This window comes from Streptosporangium sp. NPDC020072 (assembly GCF_040631445.1).
Lineage (GTDB): Bacteria > Actinomycetota > Actinomycetes > Streptosporangiales > Streptosporangiaceae > Streptosporangium.
Map to the genome: position 1 here is coordinate 19,065 of NZ_JBEYAB010000003.1, position 17,065 is coordinate 36,129.

General features: G+C 70.8%; 16 protein-coding genes. 2 read left to right on the forward strand and 14 right to left on the reverse strand.

Translation table 11 applies throughout. From position 1 onward, the window contains the following. Positions 1–16: 16 nt before the first annotated feature. The 14 genes from metK to pyrR form a co-directional block, all read right to left on the reverse strand. Positions 17–1,204 (reverse strand): methionine adenosyltransferase, encoded by a 1,188-nt coding sequence (gene metK / locus ABZ470_RS06415; protein ID WP_352008956.1) that lies wholly within the window; start codon positions 1,202–1,204, stop codon positions 17–19. A gap of 224 nt (positions 1,205–1,428) precedes the next feature. Beyond that, entirely contained in the window at positions 1,429–1,797 is a 369-nt protein-coding gene (locus tag ABZ470_RS06420; protein ID WP_352008955.1) for a hypothetical protein, read from the reverse strand. 79 nt (positions 1,798–1,876) lie between these two features. Beyond that, entirely contained in the window at positions 1,877–3,181 is a 1,305-nt protein-coding gene (gene coaBC, locus ABZ470_RS06425; protein WP_352008954.1) for a bifunctional phosphopantothenoylcysteine decarboxylase/phosphopantothenate--cysteine ligase CoaBC, read from the reverse strand. An 8-nt stretch (positions 3,182–3,189) separates the two neighbouring features. Then, positions 3,190–3,453 (reverse strand): DNA-directed RNA polymerase subunit omega, encoded by a 264-nt coding sequence (gene rpoZ, locus ABZ470_RS06430; protein WP_352008953.1) that lies wholly within the window; start codon positions 3,451–3,453, stop codon positions 3,190–3,192. A 13-nt stretch (positions 3,454–3,466) separates the two neighbouring features. Beyond that, positions 3,467–4,099, reverse strand: coding sequence for a guanylate kinase (gene gmk / locus ABZ470_RS06435; protein ID WP_362910397.1), 633 nt, complete (start codon positions 4,097–4,099; stop codon positions 3,467–3,469). A 139-nt stretch (positions 4,100–4,238) separates the two neighbouring features. Continuing rightward, on the reverse strand, positions 4,239–4,562 hold the full coding sequence (mihF, locus tag ABZ470_RS06440) for an integration host factor, actinobacterial type (RefSeq protein ID WP_184714603.1): 324 nt from the start codon (positions 4,560–4,562) through the stop codon (positions 4,239–4,241). Positions 4,563–4,761: 199 nt separating this feature from the next. Then, positions 4,762–5,475 (reverse strand): orotidine-5'-phosphate decarboxylase, encoded by a 714-nt coding sequence (pyrF, locus tag ABZ470_RS06445; protein WP_352008951.1) that lies wholly within the window; start codon positions 5,473–5,475, stop codon positions 4,762–4,764. Continuing rightward, entirely contained in the window at positions 5,472–6,446 is a 975-nt protein-coding gene (locus ABZ470_RS06450; RefSeq protein ID WP_352008950.1) for a dihydroorotate dehydrogenase, read from the reverse strand. The genes pyrF and ABZ470_RS06450 overlap by 4 nt, the downstream gene beginning before the upstream one ends. Further along, positions 6,436–7,287 (reverse strand): dihydroorotate dehydrogenase electron transfer subunit, encoded by an 852-nt coding sequence (locus ABZ470_RS06455; protein WP_352006960.1) that lies wholly within the window; start codon positions 7,285–7,287, stop codon positions 6,436–6,438. Before ABZ470_RS06455 ends, ABZ470_RS06450 begins: the two co-directional genes overlap by 11 nt. 229 nt (positions 7,288–7,516) lie before the next feature. Beyond that, positions 7,517–10,810, reverse strand: coding sequence for a carbamoyl-phosphate synthase large subunit (gene carB / locus ABZ470_RS06460; RefSeq protein WP_362910399.1), 3,294 nt, complete (start codon positions 10,808–10,810; stop codon positions 7,517–7,519). Next, the gene (gene carA, locus ABZ470_RS06465; RefSeq protein WP_362910401.1) at positions 10,803–11,951 is read right to left on the reverse strand and encodes a glutamine-hydrolyzing carbamoyl-phosphate synthase small subunit; all 1,149 of its coding nucleotides are present in this window, start codon (positions 11,949–11,951) and stop codon (positions 10,803–10,805) included. The genes carB and carA overlap by 8 nt, the downstream gene beginning before the upstream one ends. 202 nt (positions 11,952–12,153) lie before the next feature. Next, positions 12,154–13,449, reverse strand: coding sequence for a dihydroorotase (locus tag ABZ470_RS06470; protein ID WP_352008947.1), 1,296 nt, complete (start codon positions 13,447–13,449; stop codon positions 12,154–12,156). Then, positions 13,446–14,378, reverse strand: a complete 933-nt coding sequence (locus tag ABZ470_RS06475) for an aspartate carbamoyltransferase catalytic subunit (protein ID WP_362910403.1) — start codon at positions 14,376–14,378, stop codon at positions 13,446–13,448. Before ABZ470_RS06475 ends, ABZ470_RS06470 begins: the two co-directional genes overlap by 4 nt. Further along, positions 14,375–14,944, reverse strand: a complete 570-nt coding sequence (pyrR, locus tag ABZ470_RS06480; protein WP_352008945.1) for a bifunctional pyr operon transcriptional regulator/uracil phosphoribosyltransferase PyrR — start codon at positions 14,942–14,944, stop codon at positions 14,375–14,377. Before pyrR ends, ABZ470_RS06475 begins: the two co-directional genes overlap by 4 nt. A gap of 280 nt (positions 14,945–15,224) precedes the next feature. Here pyrR and ABZ470_RS06485 point away from each other — a divergent pair, with 280 nt between their 5' ends. Both ABZ470_RS06485 and ABZ470_RS06490 read left to right on the forward strand, forming a co-directional pair. Further along, complete coding sequence (locus ABZ470_RS06485) at positions 15,225–15,494, forward strand: DUF3040 domain-containing protein (protein WP_352008944.1); 270 nt, start codon at positions 15,225–15,227, stop codon at positions 15,492–15,494. Positions 15,495–15,617: 123 nt separating this feature from the next. Continuing rightward, positions 15,618–17,048: an amino acid permease gene (locus tag ABZ470_RS06490; RefSeq protein WP_362910405.1), complete on the forward strand. Its 1,431-nt coding sequence runs from the start codon at positions 15,618–15,620 to the stop codon at positions 17,046–17,048. Positions 17,049–17,065: the final 17 nt, after the last annotated feature.

Here is a 17,065-nt window from a genome sequence, read left to right on the forward strand (position 1 = left end):
GGCCGTGCCTGCGGGGTCAGAGACCGGCGGCCTTGCGCAGGGCGTCGGCGCGGTCGGTGGCCTCCCAGGAGAACTCGGGACGACCGAAGTGACCGTAGGCGGAGGTCGCCGAGTAGATCGGGCGGAGCAGGTCGAGGTCGCGGATGATCGCGGCCGGGCGCAGGTCGAAGACGCTGAGCACGGCCTCCTGGATCTTCTCGACCGGGACCTTCTCGGTGCCGAAGGTCTCGACGAACACGCCGACCGGGTGCGCCTTGCCGATGGCGTAGGCGACCTGGACCTCGGCGCGGTCCGCCAGCTCCGCGGCCACGATGTTCTTGGCGACCCAGCGCATGGCGTAGGCGGCCGAGCGGTCGACCTTGGACGGGTCCTTGCCGGAGAAGGCGCCGCCGCCGTGACGGGCCATGCCGCCGTAGGTGTCGACGATGATCTTGCGGCCGGTCAGACCGGCGTCGCCCATCGGGCCGCCGATCTCGAAGCGGCCGGTGGGGTTGACCAGCAGCCGGTAGCCCTCGGTCTCGATCTCAAGACCGGCGAGCACCGGGTCGACCACGTGCTCCTTGATGTCCGGGGCGAGCATCTCCTTGAGGTCGATCTCGGCCGCGTGCTGGGTGGAGACGACCACGGTGTCGAGGCGGACCGGCTTGTCGCCGTCGTACTCGATGGTGACCTGGGTCTTGCCGTCGGGACGGAGGTAGGGGACGGTGCCGTTCTTACGGACCTCCGACAGGCGCTCGGCCAGGCGGTGGGCCAGCTGGATCGGCAGCGGCATCAGCTCGGGGGTCTCGCGCGAGGCGTAGCCGAACATCAGGCCCTGGTCGCCCGCGCCCTGGCGGTCGAGCTCGTCGGAGCCCTCGCCCTCACGGGCCTCGTAGGCGGCGTCGACGCCCTGGGCGATGTCGGGCGACTGCGCGCCGATGGACACCGAGACGCCACAGGAGGCGCCGTCGAAGCCCTTGTGCGAGGCGTCGTAACCGATTTCGAGGATCTTCGCCCGGATGAGACCGGGGATGTCGACGTAGGTCTCCGTCGTCACCTCTCCGGCGACGTGGACCTGACCGGTGGTGATCAGCGTCTCGACCGCGACACGGCTCCGGGGGTCTCCCTTGAGCATGGCGTCGAGAATCGCGTCACTGATCTGGTCGGCGATCTTGTCCGGGTGGCCCTCGGTGACCGACTCGGAGGTGAACAGGCGACGGGACAAGTCAGTGGCTCCTCATGCAGCGGCTGCTGGCGTCTGGGACTTCGGGGCACACGGCACCCGAAGCGCTCGCCGAATTCTAGCCCCACCAGGTACGGCGCCGCGAAATCACCCTGAATCCGGCGTGCCCGAATCCTGACGCCTTGCCGTCCAACCAGCCCAAAATCACACTAAACCAACCCATTTACCGGGATATCACGCTACGGACGGCGACCGGAGAGCAGGGTTCAGAGGTCGGGCAGGGGGTCGGCGGGCAGCGTCTCCGGCGCGAAGACCTCGGCGTCCGCGGCGCACACCACCGCCGCGTACTCCTCGTCGATCTCGAAGACCATCCCGCCGAACTCGATGGCCGCGCTCGAGGAGAACTCGACCGGGCCGAGCCGGGTACGGCGCGCGTGCGTCGCGTAGACCGAACTGGGCATGCCGTGGTCGAAGAACTTGGTGGACATCACCAGGATCGACCGGTCGGTGACCACGATGAGGAAGGCCGCCGTCCCCGGCGAGCTCACGGAGAGGGCGGGCAGGACGTAACTGATGTCCTCCCCCGGCGGAAGCAGGGCGCGGCAGCGCGCCCTGACGGCAGCGGAGACCGGCATGGTCGGGAACCCTCCGGGCGTGACGTTCCAGGTCGCTCCGGACGCAGTATCCGCCGCCGGCCGATCTCCGGCAAGGGAGTCAGGCCAGGCGTTCGGCGACGAGGTCCCAGACCACGTCGGCCAGGGCCTCCTTGGGGCCGCGCGGAATCTCGACCCGGCCGCCCTCCGAGGCCAGCACGACCGCCGCGTTGTCAGGTGTCCCGAAGGCGAGATTCTCCCCGACCTGGTTGACGACCAGCAGGTCACAGCCCTTGCGGGCGAGCTTGGCCTGCCCGTTGGCGAGCACGTCGTCGGTCTCGGCCGCGAACCCCACGATGACCCGCGGGCTCGGCCCCTCCCCCTGCCTCCGGCGCTCACCCAGCTCAGCAAGGATGTCCGGATTTTTCACCAAATGGATAGGGTCAGGATCGGCCGAGGTCTTCTTGACCTTCGACTCGTTCCGCCGCGCGGGCCTGAAGTCGGCGACGGCGGCGGCCATGACCACGGCGTCGGCCTCCTCGGCCGCCTTCAGCACGGCCTCGCGCAGTTCGAGCGCCGACTCGACCCGGACGACCGTCGCCCCCGCCGGATCGGGCAGTGCGACGTTGGCGGCGACCAGGGTGACCTCCGCGCCGCGGGCCAGGGCCGTACGGGCCAGCGCGTAGCCCTGCAGGCCGGAGGAGCGGTTGCCCAGGAAGCGGACCGGGTCGATGGCCTCGCGGGTGCCCCCCGCCGAGACCACCAGCCTGCGGCCCGCGAGGTCGGCGGGCCTGCCCGCGAGCACGCCCCGGCAGAACTCGAAGATCTCCACGGGGTCGGGCAGCCGTCCCCTGCCCGTGTCGGCGCCGGTGAGGCGGCCGACGGCGGGCTCGACGACGAGCGTGCCGCGCTCGCGGAGGGTCGCCACGTTCGCGCGGGTCGCGGGGTGCTCCCACATCTCGGTGTGCATCGCGGGCGCGAGGACGACCGGGCAGCGCGCCGTGAGCAGCGTGTTGGTCAGCAGGTCGTCGGCCAGCCCGTGGGCGGCCCTGGCCAGCAGGTCCGCGGTCGCGGGCGCGACGACGACCAGGTCGGCGCCCTGGCCGATCCTGACGTGGGGCACCTCGTGCACCGACTCCCAGACGTCGGCGGCGACGGGGTTTCCGGACAGGGCGGCCCAGGTGGGCTCACCGACGAAGCGCAGGGCCTGCCTGGTGGGCACGACGCGCACGTCGTGGCCCGACTCGGTGAACAGGCGCAGCAGCTCACAGGCCTTGTAGGCGGCGATGCCGCCGCCGACCCCCAGGACGACGGCCGGTCGGCGGCGCGGGCCGGGGACCGCCTGCTCCGCCGGGACGGGCTCCGTCCGGGATGGTTCCGCGAGGGAGGAGGGGAGGGCGGTCTCGCCCTCGCCAGGCGTCCGCATCGGCGGGACTAGCCCTCGATCGGCTCTGAGGTCAGCAGACCCTCGCTGACCTCGCGCAGCGCGATGGACAGCGGCTTCTCCTGGGCGTGGGTCTCCACGAGCGGCCCGACGTACTCCAGCAGGCCCTCGCCGAGCTGGGAGTAGTAGGCGTTGATCTGACGGGCGCGCTTCGAACCGAAGATCACCAGACTGTACTTGCTGTCGACGATCTCCAGCAGGGCGTCGATCGACGGGTTGGTGATGCCTTCGGAGTAGGCCGCGTTCGTTGCCACGTTGTGTTTTCCCCTAGTTAGGTGAACGTCCGGGGCTCGAAGCCTCGGGAGCATCAGCCAACAAGGCTATCAGCCTGTGGCATACCTCCTGGACGGACGTGTTCACCAGGGAGAGATCGAACTCCTGCTCCGCGGCCATCTCGATCCGGCCCGCGGCCAGGCGGCGGGCGATGACGTCCTCGGGCTCGGTGCCCCTGCCCCGCAGGCGCTTCTCCAGCTCCTGCCAGCTCGGCGGGGCGAGGAAGACCAGCAGTGCCTCCGGCATGCTCGCCCGGACCTGACGGGCCCCCTGCAGGTCGATCTCCAGGAGCGTGGGCACCCCGGCCGCGAGCTTGGCGAGCACCGGGCCGCGCGGCGTGCCGTACCGGTTGCCCGCGAACTCCGCCCATTCGAGCAGCTCGCCCGAGGCGGCCAGGCGGTCGAACTCCGCGTCGTCGACGAAGAAGTACTCGACCCCGTTGGTCTCACCCGGCCGGGGCCTCCTGGTGGTCACCGAGACCGACAGCCACACCTGGGGGTGTGCCCGCCGAAGCTCGGCGACGACCGTGGACTTGCCAACGCCTGACGGCCCTGAGAGGACCGTCAGGCGGTTGCCGGTCGGCCCGGGGAAGGCTCCAGCCCCCTCCGGACCTTCGACCGGGGACACGGAGCCGCCGGACCCGCTCTCAGCGGTCTTCCCCGGAGCCCGACTCCCGTCGGACCACGATGTTCCGGTCAACTCCACAACCCCCCGTGATGCCGTTCCCGCGCCAGGCGCGGATGAGCGTGTCCGTACCGGACCGAGACTAGCCCTCGGCCCCGCCGAACTCACGCTCAAGGGACGCCCGCTGGTTGGCTCCCAGGCCCCGCACGCGGCGGGACTCTGCGATGCCAAGCCGCTCCATCAGCTGCTTGGCGCGGACCTTGCCCACGCCGGGGAGCGACTCCAGAAGAGCCGACACCTTCATCTTGCCGATGACGTCGTCAGCCTGCCCGTCTTTGAGCACCTCAGCCAGAGAGATAGCGCCGTGCTTCAGGCGGTTCTTAACCTCGGCACGCTCTCGGCGGGCCTTGGCAGCCTTCTCTAGGGCTGCGGCGCGCTGCTCAGGGGTAAGGGGAGGAAGAGCCACGCCGGGTCACCTCGAATTTCCTGTCGATGTACTCGGACGGGAAGGGAAACTAGCTGGTCATCGCGCTTCAAGCAACGTCAAGACCAGTTTCTTCCCTTAGAAAATCTACTTCGTCACTTTGTGTAGCGTGAAAGTCGCCGAGTGTCGATGAAACAACCCTCAACTCCGTGTTTTACGGGGGCGTGGATCACATCCCGGATCAGGCGTTCCCACCGGCCGAGGAGAGGGCTCTGCGCAGCGCGGCGGCGATTCCCGCGGCGGCCGCGCCGGGGTCGGCGGCGCCGGTGATCGGGCGGCCGATCACCAGAAGATCGGCCCCGTCGGCCAAAGCCCTCTCCGGAGTCGCTACTCTTGCCTGGTCCTGAGTCTCAGAACCGGCGGGGCGGACGCCGGGGGTGATCAGGGTGACGTCCTGGCCGACCTCTGCCCGCACCGCGGCGACCTCGCGGGGTGAGCACACGAGGGCCTGGGCGCCCGCGCCCACGGCCAGCGAGGCCAGGCGGCGCACGGCGTCGTCGGGAGAGCCCTCCAGGCCGACGCGCTCCAGATCGGCCGCGGACAGCGACGTGAGCACCGTCACGGCCGCGATCCGGGTGTCGGGCAGCGCCTCGACGGCCGCCCTGATCATGGCGGGGCCTCCGGCCGCGTGGACGGTCAGGATGGCGGGCTTGAGCCGTGCCACGGCCCTGGCCGCGCCGGCGACCGTGTTGGGGATGTCGTGCAGCTTGAGGTCGAGGAAGATCTGGACGCCGCTGGCGCCCCTGACCGAGGCGATCACCTCGGGGCCGTAGCGGAGATAGAGTTCGAGCCCGACCTTCACGGTGCTGACATGCGGGGTGACCATGCCCGCCCAGCGGGCTGCGGTCTCCAGGTCGGGCGCGTCCAGGGCTACGGCGATGGGTGCGGGCGTCACAGGGAACTCTCCTCCAGGTCTATCCGGTTCCGGGCGGAAGCGCCCGGTGGGCGATGGGCCAGCCCGACCGCGTCGGCCAGCCGGTGGAAACCGCGCGCCGCCAGGAGCTCCTCAAGCTCTCTCAGGACACGCAGGCAGGCGTAGGGGTCGTGGAACAGGGCGGTGCCGACGGCGACGACGCAGGCGCCCGCCAGAATGAGCTCGAAGGCGTCCCTGCCGGTCAGCACGCCGCCCATGCCGATGATGGGCACGCTGGGCAGCGCCGCGTGCACCTGCCACACGCAGCGTACGGCCAGCGGCCTGATGGCCGGTCCCGACAGGCCGCCGGTGACCGCGGCCAGGGAGGGCCGCATGGCCTCGGTGTCGATGCTCATGCCGATCGGGCTGTTGATCATCGAGAGGGCGTCGGCGCCGCCGTCGACGCACGCCCTGGCCACGCTCACGATGTCCATCACGTCCGGCGACAGCTTGGCCACGACCGGCACGTCGTAACGCATGACCGAGCGGACGGAGGCGACCACCTCGGCGGAGGCGGCCCCGTCACGGGCGAAGACCCTGCCCCGGTCCTCGATGTTGGGGCAGGACAGGTTGACCTCGACGGCGGTCACCCCGGGGGCGTCGGTGAGCCTGCGGGCCAGCGCGGTGTACTCGGCGACGGTGCCGCCCCCGATGGAGACCACGGTCCTTATCCCCCGCTGGGCCAGCCAGGGCAGCTCGCGTTCCAGGAAGGCGTCCATGCCCGGCCCCTGCAGGCCGACGGCGTTGAGCAGCCCCGAGGGGGTCTCGGCGACCCTGGGGGTCGGCCTGCCCGCCCTGGGGGCCATGGTGATCGATCTGGTCGTCAGGGCGCCGATCCTGGCCAGGTCGAAGAACTGGGCCAGCTCGGCCCCCGAGGCGGCGCACCCCGCGGCCGTGGTCATGGGGTTGGCCAGTTCCACGTGCCCCAGGTAGGTCCGCATGTCAACCGACATTCCGTGTTCCCCCACCCGGCGCTCCCAGCGCGTCGAACGGGATCGTCCCCACGTCGTCGAAGCGGACGCGCTCGCCTCTGAAGACCGGTCCTTCGACGCACGAGCGCACCATCCGGGTGACGCCGTCGTCTCCGATGACCGGCAGCACACACGTCATGCACACGCCGATCCCGCAGGCCATCCGTTCCTCGACGGCCACCTGCACCGGGATGTCGAACTCGACCGCGACGGCGGTGACGCCGCGCAGCGTCTCCATCGGGCCGCACGCGTAGACCGCGTCCGCCCTGACGTCGGCGATCACACCGGGCAGCACGTCGGCCACTCTGCCGCGCATACCGAGGGAACCGTCCTCCGTGGTCAGGGTGGTCGTCTCTCCCATCCTCCTGGCGCGCAGCGCGCCGAAGACCCGGTCGGCCGAGGCCGCGCCGAGCACGAAGTCGACGCGGCAGCCGCGCTGCTGGAGGGCGTCGGCCACGGTGAACAGTGTCGCCGAGCCGTACTCGGCGCCGACCAGGACGCAGGTCGCGGGGTCGCGGGGCAGCGGGAACGGCCTGCCGAGCGGGCCGACCAGGTCGAGGGTGTCGCGGGCGCGGCGCTCGGCGAGCCAGGCCGTGCCCGGCCCCCTGACGGTGAAGACGAACTCGACCGTGCCGCCGTAGTCGGGTTTGACGTCGTGGACGAAGAAGACCCGGCGCGTCAGCATCGACGTCTGCGGCCCGCCGACGGCGACCGAGACGAAGTGGCCCGGCCTGAACCGCTCGGCGACGCCGGGCGCGACCACGGTCAGCGCGTGGTAGGCGTCGACCCGGCGCGTCGTCAGCACCGTGCCCGTCACCTGCACGGGAGTAACAGCCGTCTCTCTCACCTCCGCCTAGGCGTCGACCCCGCAGGTGTTCTCGTCTCCGTGACGTCCGGTCCCTCGCACGGCGCGGAGCGGGCCCGCGGCCTGCCGCCGCTCACCCGTCCCGCCTGCCGGACGCGCCCGCGGTCCGCGTCCGGCTCCTCATTCTCCACGCCCGGGACCGGTCCTCGTCCGCCGCGGGAGGACCACCGGGCCGAACCGGGCCGGCTCAGCCCCGCAGCCGCCGCGCGTGCTCCTGCAGCGACCGCACGCCCACGTCACCGCGGACGATGGCCTGGATGCCCTGTACGGCCGCCGCCAGCCCCTGGACGGTCGTGATGCAGGGCACGCCCCGCAGCACCGCCGCGGTGCGGATCTCGTAGCCGTCCAGCCTGGGTCCGGACTGGCCGGGGCTGCCGAAGGGCGTGTTCACGATGAGGTCCACCTCACCGTCCAGGATGCGCCCGCCGATGGTCGGCTCCCCGTCGGGCCCCGGCCCCTCGCTCTGCTTGCGCACGACCTTGGCCTGGACGCCGTTGCGGTGCAGCACCTCGGCGGTCCCCTCGGTGGCGAGGATCTCGAAGCCGAGATCGGCCAGCGCCTTGACCGGGAAGACCATCGCGCGCTTGTCGCGGTTGGCGACCGAGACGAACGCCCTTCCCTTGGTGGGCAGCGAGCCGTAGGCGGCGGCCTGCGACTTGGCGTAGGCGGTGCCGAAGAACTCGTCGATGCCCATGACCTCGCCGGTCGAGCGCATCTCGGGGCCGAGCACGGTGTCGACGCCCCTGAACCGGTTGAACGGCAGCACGGCCTCCTTGACCGCGATGGGCGCGTCGAGCGGCAGGGTGCCGCCGTCGCCCTCCGCCGGGAGCATGCCCTCGGCGCGCAGCTCGGCCACGGTGGCGCCCATCATCACCCTGGCCGCCGCCTTGGCCAGCGGGACCGCGGTCGCCTTGGAGACGAACGGCACCGTACGGCTGGCCCTGGGGTTGGCCTCCAGGACGTACAGGATGTTGGCCGACAGGGCGTACTGCACGTTCAGCAGGCCCCGCACGCCCACGCCCCTGGCGATCGCCTCGGTCGCGGCGCGGATGCGCTTGATGTCGTGGCTGCCGAGCGTCATGGGGGGCAGCGAGCAGGCCGAGTCGCCGGAGTGGATGCCGGCTTCCTCGATGTGCTCCATCACGCCGCCGAGGTAGAGCTCCTCGCCGTCGAACAGGGCGTCCACGTCGATCTCGACGGCCTCGTCGAGGAACTTGTCCACCAGGACCGGGTGGTCGCTGGCCGCGCCCGCCCTGGCCATGTAGGTGGACAGCGTGCTGTCGTCGTAGACGATGGCCATGCCCGCGCCGCCGAGGACGTAGGAGGGCCGGACCAGCACCGGGTAGCCGATCTCCTCGGCGATCTCCAGCGCCTCCTCGACCGTGACGGCGGTGCCGTGCTTGGGCGCGGGCAGCCCGGCCTCGGCCAGGACCCGGCCGAACGCGCCGCGCTCCTCGGCGAGGTGGATCGACTCGGGCGAGGTGCCGACGATCGGCACCCCGGCGTCCTTGAGCGCCTGGGCCAGGCCGAGCGGGGTCTGGCCGCCGAGCTGGACGATGACGCCCGCGACGGGGCCGCTCTGCTGCTCGGCGTGGACGACCTCCAGGACGTCCTCCAGGGTGAGCGGCTCGAAGTAGAGCCGGTCGGAGGTGTCGTAGTCGGTCGAGACGGTCTCCGGGTTGCAGTTGACCATGACGGTCTCGTATCCGGCGGCCGAAAGCTCGAAGGAGGCGTGCACGCAGGCGTAGTCGAACTCGATGCCCTGGCCGATGCGGTTGGGCCCGGAGCCGAGGATGAGGACCTTGGGGCGATCGCCCTGCGGGACCTCGGTCTCCTCGTCGTAGGTGGAGTAGAGGTAGGGGGTCTGGGCGGCGAACTCGGCCGCGCAGGTGTCCACGGTGTTGTAGACGGGCCGTACGCCCAGCGCGTGCCGCAGGGCGCGGATCCCGGGCTCGTCGGCTCCGCGCAGCTCGGCGATCTGCGTGTCGCTGAAGCCGTACCGCTTGGCCCTGACGAGGATCTCGGCGGTGAGGTCCTCCGCCTGGCGCACCTCGGCGGCGATCTCGTCGATCGCGTAGAGCTGGTCGAGGAACCACGGGTCGACCGCGGTCGCCTCGAACAGCTCCTCGGCCGTGGCGCCCGCGCGGATGGCCTGCTGCATGGTCCGCAGCCTGCCGTCGTGCGGCGTACGGCAGGCGGTCAGCAGCGCGTCCTTGTCGCCGGGCTCCCCGGCCCAGGTGAAGGTCGACTCCTTCTTCTCCAGGGACCGCAGGGCCTTCTGCAGGGCCTCGGGGAAGGACCTGCCGATGGCCATGGCCTCGCCGACCGACTTCATGTGGGTCGTCAGGGTCTGGTCGGCCCCGGCGAACTTCTCGAAGGCGAAGCGCGGCACCTTGACCACGATGTAGTCGAGCGAGGGCTCGAAGGAGGCCGGGGTCTCCCTGGTGATGTCGTTGGGGATCTCGTCCAGGGTGTAGCCGACGGCCAGCTTGGCGGCGATCTTGGCGATCGGGAAGCCGGTGGCCTTGGAGGCCAGGGCGCTGGAGCGGGAGACGCGGGGGTTCATCTCGATGACGATCATGCGCCCGGTGGCCGGGTTCACCGCGAACTGGATGTTGCAGCCGCCGGTGTCGACGCCGACCTCGCGGATGACCGCGATGGCGACGTCGCGCATGTTCTGGTACTCGCGGTCGGTGAGGGTCAGCGCGGGGGCCACGGTGACGCTGTCGCCGGTGTGCACGCCCATCGGGTCGAGGTTCTCGATGGAGCAGACGATGACGACGTTGTCCGCCTTGTCGCGCATGACCTCCAGCTCGTACTCCTTCCAGCCGAGGATGGACTCCTCGAGGAGCACCTCGGTCGTCGGGGAGGCGTCCAGGCCGGCGCCGGCGATCCTGCGCAGGCCCTCCTCGTCGTGGGCGAAGCCGGAGCCGACGCCGCCCATGGTGAAGGAGGGCCGCACGACCAGCGGGTAGCCGAGCTCGCCCGCGGCGGCCAGGCACTCGTCCATGGTGTGGCAGACGAACGAGCGGGCCGACTCGGCGTTGAGACCGTGCTCGGCGGCGACCTTGGTCACGATGTCCTTGAACATCTCGCGGTTCTCGCCCGCCTGGATGGCGTCCACGTCCGCGCCGATCAGCTCGACCTCGTACTTGGCCAGGACACCGGCCTCGTGCAGGGCGATCGCGGTGTTGAGCGCGGTCTGGCCGCCCAGGGTGGGCAGCAGCGCGTCGGGGCGCTCCTTGGCGATGATCTTCTCGACGATCTCCGGGGTGATCGGCTCGACGTAGGTCGCGTCGGCGAACTCGGGGTCCGTCATGATCGTGGCCGGGTTGCTGTTGACGAGGATCACGCGGAAGCCCTCGGCGCGCAGCACGCGGCAGGCCTGGGTGCCCGAGTAGTCGAACTCGCAGGCCTGCCCGATCACGATCGGCCCCGAGCCGATCACCATGACCGACTGGATGTCCGTACGCTTAGGCACCCTTGTTCCCCCTCGTCGTGTTCCCTGTCTCTTCCTGCGTCGCTTCCATCAGGGCGCAGAAGCGGTCGAACAGCCCGGCGGAGTCGTGCGGGCCCGCCGCGGCCTCCGGGTGGTACTGGACGCTGAAGGCCGGCCTGTCGATCAGCCGCAGTCCCTCGACGCAGTCGTCGTTGAGGTTGACGTGGCTGACCTCCGCCGGGCCGTACGGCGTGTCGAAGGAGCCGTCGAGCGGGGCCCGTACGGCGAAGCCGTGGTTGTGCGCGGAGATCTCCACCTTGCCGGTGCGGCGGTCCTGGACGGGCTGGTTGACCCCGCGGTGGCCGTAGCGCAGCTTGTAGGTGCCGAGCCCGAGGGCGCGGCCGAAGATCTGGTTGCCGAAGCAGATGCCGAAGAACGGCTTGCCCGCCTCCAGGACGCCGCGCAGCGCCTCGACCTGGTGGTCGGCGGTGGCCGGGTCGCCGGGGCCGTTGGAGAAGAACACCCCGTCGGGGTTGAGGGCGAGGATGTCCTCGGCGGTGCTGGAGGCGGGCAGGACGTGCACCTCGCAGCCGCGCTCGGCCATCCGGTGCGGGGTCATCGCCTTGATGCCGAGGTCGACGGCGGCGACCGTGAAGCGCTTGGCCCCGACCGCAGGCACCACGTACGGCTGGGCGGTCGAGACGGCCTCGGCGAGGTCGGCGCCCTCCATGGCGGGGCTGTTCCTGACCCGGGCGAGGAGCTCCTCCACCGGCGCGAGGGCCTCGCCGGAGAAGACGCCCGCGCGCATGGCGCCGCGTTCGCGCAGGTGACGGGTGAGGGCGCGGGTGCCGGGGATGGCGATGCCGACGACACCCTGGTCCCTCAGGTAGTCGTCGAGGGAGCGCCTCGAACGCCAGTTTGAGGGGATGCGGGCGGGTTCGCGGACCACGTAGCCGGAGACCCAGACGCGCGAGGACTCGGGGTCCTCGTCGTTGACCCCCGTGTTGCCGATGTGCGGCGCGGTCATCGCGACGATCTGGCGGTGGTAGGAGGGGTCGGTGAGCGTCTCCTGGTAGCCGGTCATCCCGGTGTTGAAGACCATCTCGCCGAAGGTCTCACCTTGGGCCCCGTAGGGGGTCCCGTGGAAGACGCGGCCGTCTTCCAGCACTAGCACTGCGGTCACTCGAACACCCCGATCATCTCGGTCATTGCTCCGCAAAGTATGAAATATCTGGCGCACCTGAGAGGTGTCTCTCCATGATGTGGGACGGCCTCGCGCCACCCGCGGCGACACCCTGCGGCTGCGGGGTCGCGACGGCGCCCTGACGCCGCCGGGGCGACGCCGGGACGGCACAGCCGTACGGCAGGCCCGCTCGGGCCGGGCCTCACGCGATCTTTCCGTCCAGGACGGTCGGCCTGCCGCGCAGGAAGGTCGCCACGACCCTGCCGGGCAGGCTCCTGCCCTGGTAGGGGGTGTTGCGGCTCTTGGAGGCGTATCCGGCCGGGTCGACCTCGGCGCGCGCGGCCGGGTCGTAGAGGGTGACGTTGGCCGGGGCCCCCACCTCGATCGGCCCGCCGTGCTCGGCCACCCGGCCGATCCTGGCCGGGGCGGACGACATGCGCTCGGCCACACCCGCCCAGTCGAGCAGCCCGGTCTCGACCATGGCCTCCTGCACGACGGACAGCGCGGTCTCCAGGCCGATCATGCCCATGGCCGCGGCGGCCCACTCGGTCTCCTTGTCCTCCACCGGGTGCGGGGCGTGGTCGGTGGCGACGCAGTCGATCGTGCCGTCGGCCAGGCCCGCGCGCAGCGCCTCGACGTCGGCGCGGGTGCGCAGCGGCGGGTTCACCTTGTAGATGGGGTTGTAGGAGCCGACCGGGGAGTCCTCGACGAGGTCGTCGGTCAGGAGCAGGTGGTGCGGGGTCACCTCGGCGGTGACGTCCCAGCCCTTCGACTTGGCCCAGCGGACGATCTCGACCGAGCCCGCGGTGGACAGGTGGCACACGTGCAGGCGTGAGCCGACGTGCGCGGCGAGCAGGCAGTCGCGGGCGATGATCGCCTCCTCGGCGACCGCGGGCCAGCCGGTCAGCCCGAGCCTGCCGGAGACCGCGCCCTCGTTCATCTGCGCGTCCTTGGTCAGGCGCGGCTCCTGGGCGTGCTGGGCGACCACGCCGTCGAAGGCCTTGACGTACTCCAGGGCGCGGCGCATGAGCACCGCGTCGGAGACGCACCTGCCGTCGTCGGAGAAGACGCGCACCCGCGCGGCCGAGTCGGCCATCGCGCCGAGTTCGGCCAGGCGCTCGCCGTCGAGCCCGACGGTGACGGCGCCGACCGGGCGCACGTCGCAGTGGCCCGCCTCCTGGCCGAGACGCCAGACCTGCTCGACGACGCCCGCGGTGTCGGCGACCGGGTCGGTGTTGGCCATGGCGTGCACGGCGGTGTAACCGCCGAGCGCGGCGGCGCGGGTGCCGCTCTCCACGGTCTCGGCGTCCTCGCGGCCCGGCTCGCGCAGGTGGGTGTGCAGGTCGACCAGGCCGGGCAGCGCGATGAGCCCGGTGGCGTCGACCGTCTCGTCCCCGCTCAGGTCCTGGCCGATCTCGGCGAAGACTCCGTCGCGGATCAGGATGTCGGCGGGCTCTCCGCCGAGGATCCTGGCGCCCTTGATGACGATGGTCTTCACTGGATCTCTCCTCCGAGGTCGGCGCCGCCGAGCAGCAGGTAAAGGACGGCCATGCGGGTGGTCACACCGTTGGTGACCTGTTCGACGATCGTCGAGCGGGGCGAGTCGGCCACCTCAGCCGCGATCTCCATGCCCCGGTTCATCGGGCCCGGGTGCATCACGATGGCCTCGTCGTGCAGCCGGGCGACGCGCTCGCGGTCGAGGCCGTAGCGGCGGCTGTACTCCCGCTCGGTGGGGAAGAAAGCGGCGTTCATCCGCTCGCGCTGCACGCGCAGCATCATCACCACGTCGGACTTGGGCAGCACGGCGTCGAGGTCGTAGGAGACCTCACAGGGCCAGGATCCGACGCTCACCGGCAGCAGGGTCGGCGGGGCGACCAGGGTCACCTCTGCGCCGAGCGTGGCCAGCAGGAGCACGTTGGAGCGGGCGACCCTGCTGTGCAGGACGTCGCCGACGATGGTGACCTTCCTGCCGTCGAGCGAGCCGAGGCGGCGGCGCATGGTGAAGGCGTCGAGCAGGGCCTGGGTCGGGTGCTCGTGGGTGCCGTCCCCGGCGTTGACGACGCTGCCGCGCACCCAGTTCGCCAGGCGGTGCGGGGCGCCCGAGGCGCCGTGCCTGATGACGACGGCGTCGGCGCCCATGGCCTCCAGGGTGAGCGCGGTGTCCTTCAGCGACTCCCCCTTGGAGACGCTCGACCCCTTGGCGGAGAAGTTGATGACGTCGGCGGACAGGCGCTTGGCCGCGGCCTCGAAGGAGATGCGGGTGCGGGTGGAGTCCTCGAAGAAGAGGTTGACCACCGTACGGCCACGCAGGGTCGGCAGCTTCTTGATGGAACGTTCCGAGATCTTCGCCAGTTCGTCGGCGGTGTCCAGGATCAGCAGGGCGTCGTCACGGCTCAGGTCGGCCGCCGAGATCAGGTGCCGCTTCACTTGTCGTCTTCCTTCAGCAGCAGGACGGCGTCGCGGCCGTCGTTCTCCTCCAGGTAGACCTTGACGATCTCGGACTTGGAGGTCGGGAGGTTCTTGCCCACGTAGTCGGCCCTGATCGGCAGTTCCCTGTGGCCCCGGTCCACCAGGGCGGCGAGCTGGACGGCCTGCGGACGGCCCAGGTCGTTGAGGGCGTCGAGGGCGGAGCGGACGGTGCGGCCCGAGTAGAGGACGTCGTCGACGAGGACGACGATCCTGCCGTCGATGCCGTCGGCGGGCACCTCGGTGCGGCCGAGCGCGCGGGCGGGCCGCAGGCGCAGGTCGTCGCGGTACATGGTGACGTCGAGGGACCCGACCGGCACGGAACGGCCTTCGAACTGCCTGATGTAGCCGGCCAGGCGGCGGGCCAGGTGAACGCCCCTGGTGGGGATCCCCAGCAGGACGATGTCCTCGGCACCCTTGGTGCGTTCGAGGATCTCGTGGGAGATGCGGATCAGCGCGCGATTGATGTCGGGTCCTTCGAGGACCGCGTGCGCGCCACCGCGGGCATGCGAAACGGCATCAGCCAATGCGAACACCACCTTTCCCGCCTCACGGGACGGGTCTTAAAGGAAGCTGACGTCCTCACGTTAGCAGCCGCCCGGCGATGCTCCTGAAGCACCCCCTTGACCCTCCAACCACAACAAACCACACATACAGCCCATATGCCTACAATCCGGATATTTCATGGTATTGATCAACATCTCTGGATGGACGAAGATCTACCTCCCTAGCTTGGCAAAACCCGACAAAGTGCCATTAAAATCCTTCGGGTCATCGTCAGCCACCGGGGAATCGAGAACCATGGGCTTGTCCGCTCGCGAAAAGCGCGCCCTCGACGGGATCGCCGACCGGATCTACAGCGAGGACCCCCTCCTGGCCGAGACGCTGTCGTCGTTCGCGACCGGCGCGGTCACCGCCGAGCCCCTGCCCGCCCGCCGCGGCGCCTTCCCCGGCGTCCTGATCCCCGTCGCCCTGCTGGCCGCGATCATGGCGATCATGGCCGTGCTGCTTCCCCCGATCTCGGGTTCGGCCGCCGAGGTCGCCCCCTCCCCCACCCACGCGCTGACCCGCGGCTGACCTCCGGCTCCGCGCGCCGTCCGCCCTGGTAGGACGGGTTTCACACCTTTCCCCGTTGGGGACCCCATTGGTTATCGGCACCCGAAACGGGCAGTGCGGGGGATGCGTGCCAGGGGGCGTGGGATGGGAGATTCCTTCGGCGACCGTCCGCGAGGGCGCACCGCCGCAGAAGAAGGAGTGATCCGCGACGAGGCGGCCGAGGAGATCGCCGGGGAACACGGCAAACTCGGCCTTCCCGCGGCCATCGCCCTGATCGTGGGCAACATCGTGGGCACGGGCGTGTTCCTGCTGCCCGCCTCGCTGGCCGCCTACGGCACCGTCAGCATCCTGGCCATGGCCCTGGTCTCGATCGGCGCCGTCGCGCTCGCCGTGGTGTTCGGCAGGCTCGGCGCGCGCCTGCCGGAGGGCGGCGGGCCGTACGCCTACGCCAAGGACGCCTTCGGTGAGTTCTCCGGCTTCTGGAACGCCTGGTCGTTCTGGCTGACCGCCTGGATCGGCAACGCCGCCATCGCCGTCGTCTGGGTCAACTACGTCGGCTACTTCCTGCGCTGGGACTCCCCCGCCGCCCGGATCGCCCTGGCGCTCGTCGCCCTGTGGGTCCCCGCGCTGATCAACCTGAGCGGCGTGCGGAACATCGGCGTCTTCGCGCTGGTCACCACGGTGCTGAAGTTCGTCCCGCTGGTCTTCGTCGCGGTGGTCGGCCTGTTCTTCATGCGGGGAGCCGACTTCGGCCCCTTCGTGGCGACCGGCGGCTCCTGGATCGCGGCCCTGTCCACCGCGGGCGCGCTGGCGCTGTTCATCTACTCGGGCGTGGAGAGCGTCACCATCGTCGCGGAGAAGGTCAGGGACCCGGCCCGCAACATCGGCAGGGCCAGCGTCTACGGCGTGCTGATCTGCGCCGCGATGTACATGCTCAGCACGGTCGCCGTCTTCGGCCTCGTCCCGCACCAGGCGCTCGTCGGCTCCACCGCCCCCTTCGCCGACGCGATCAACGCCATGTTCGGCGGGAGCGTCGGCGGCGGCGTCATGGCCGCCTGCGCGATCGTCTCCGGCATCGGCGCCATCAACGGCTGGACCATGCTCGTGGCGGAGATGCCGATGGCCGCCGCCAGGGACGGCCTGTTCCCCTCCGTCTTCGCCCGGCGGTCGCGCCGCGGCGCCCCTTGGGTCGGCATCGTCGCCGGGACCGCGCTGACCTCGCTGGTCGTGTTCTACAACTATCTCGGCTCGGAGGGCGGCTTCGACAGGATCCTGCTCATCGCCACCTTCACCACCGTCATCCCCTACTTCTTCTCCGCCTGCGCCCAGCTGTTCTGGCTGGTCACCGGGGCTCGCGAGGTCAAGGGGGCCAGGCTCGGCCGCGACCTGGCCGTGACCGCCCTCGCCGTCCTGTTCGCCTTCTGGATGGCGTACGGCGCCGGCACCCAGGCCGTCTTCGTCGGATTCCTGATGCTCCTGGTGGGCATCCCCGTCTACATCTGGACCAAGGCCAGACGCGGCGAGTACGGCCCGGGAGGTGAGGCCGCCGTACCGGCGGCCGGGCACGACCGTTGACCGACCGGCCATCACGA

Bases quoted from the DNA above. Each gene is read 5' to 3' on its own strand.
- ABZ470_RS06450 (WP_352008950.1), bottom strand. From the start codon at position 6,446: ATGTCGGTTGACATGCGGACCTACCTGGGGCACGTGGAACTGGCCAAC.
- coaBC (WP_352008954.1), bottom strand. From the start codon at position 3,181: ATGCGGACGCCTGGCGAGGGCGAGACCGCCCTCCCCTCCTCCCTCGCG.
- ABZ470_RS06420 (WP_352008955.1), bottom strand. From the start codon at position 1,797: ATGCCGGTCTCCGCTGCCGTCAGGGCGCGCTGCCGCGCCCTGCTTCCG.
- ABZ470_RS06490 (WP_362910405.1), top strand. From the start codon at position 15,618: ATGGGAGATTCCTTCGGCGACCGTCCGCGAGGGCGCACCGCCGCAGAA.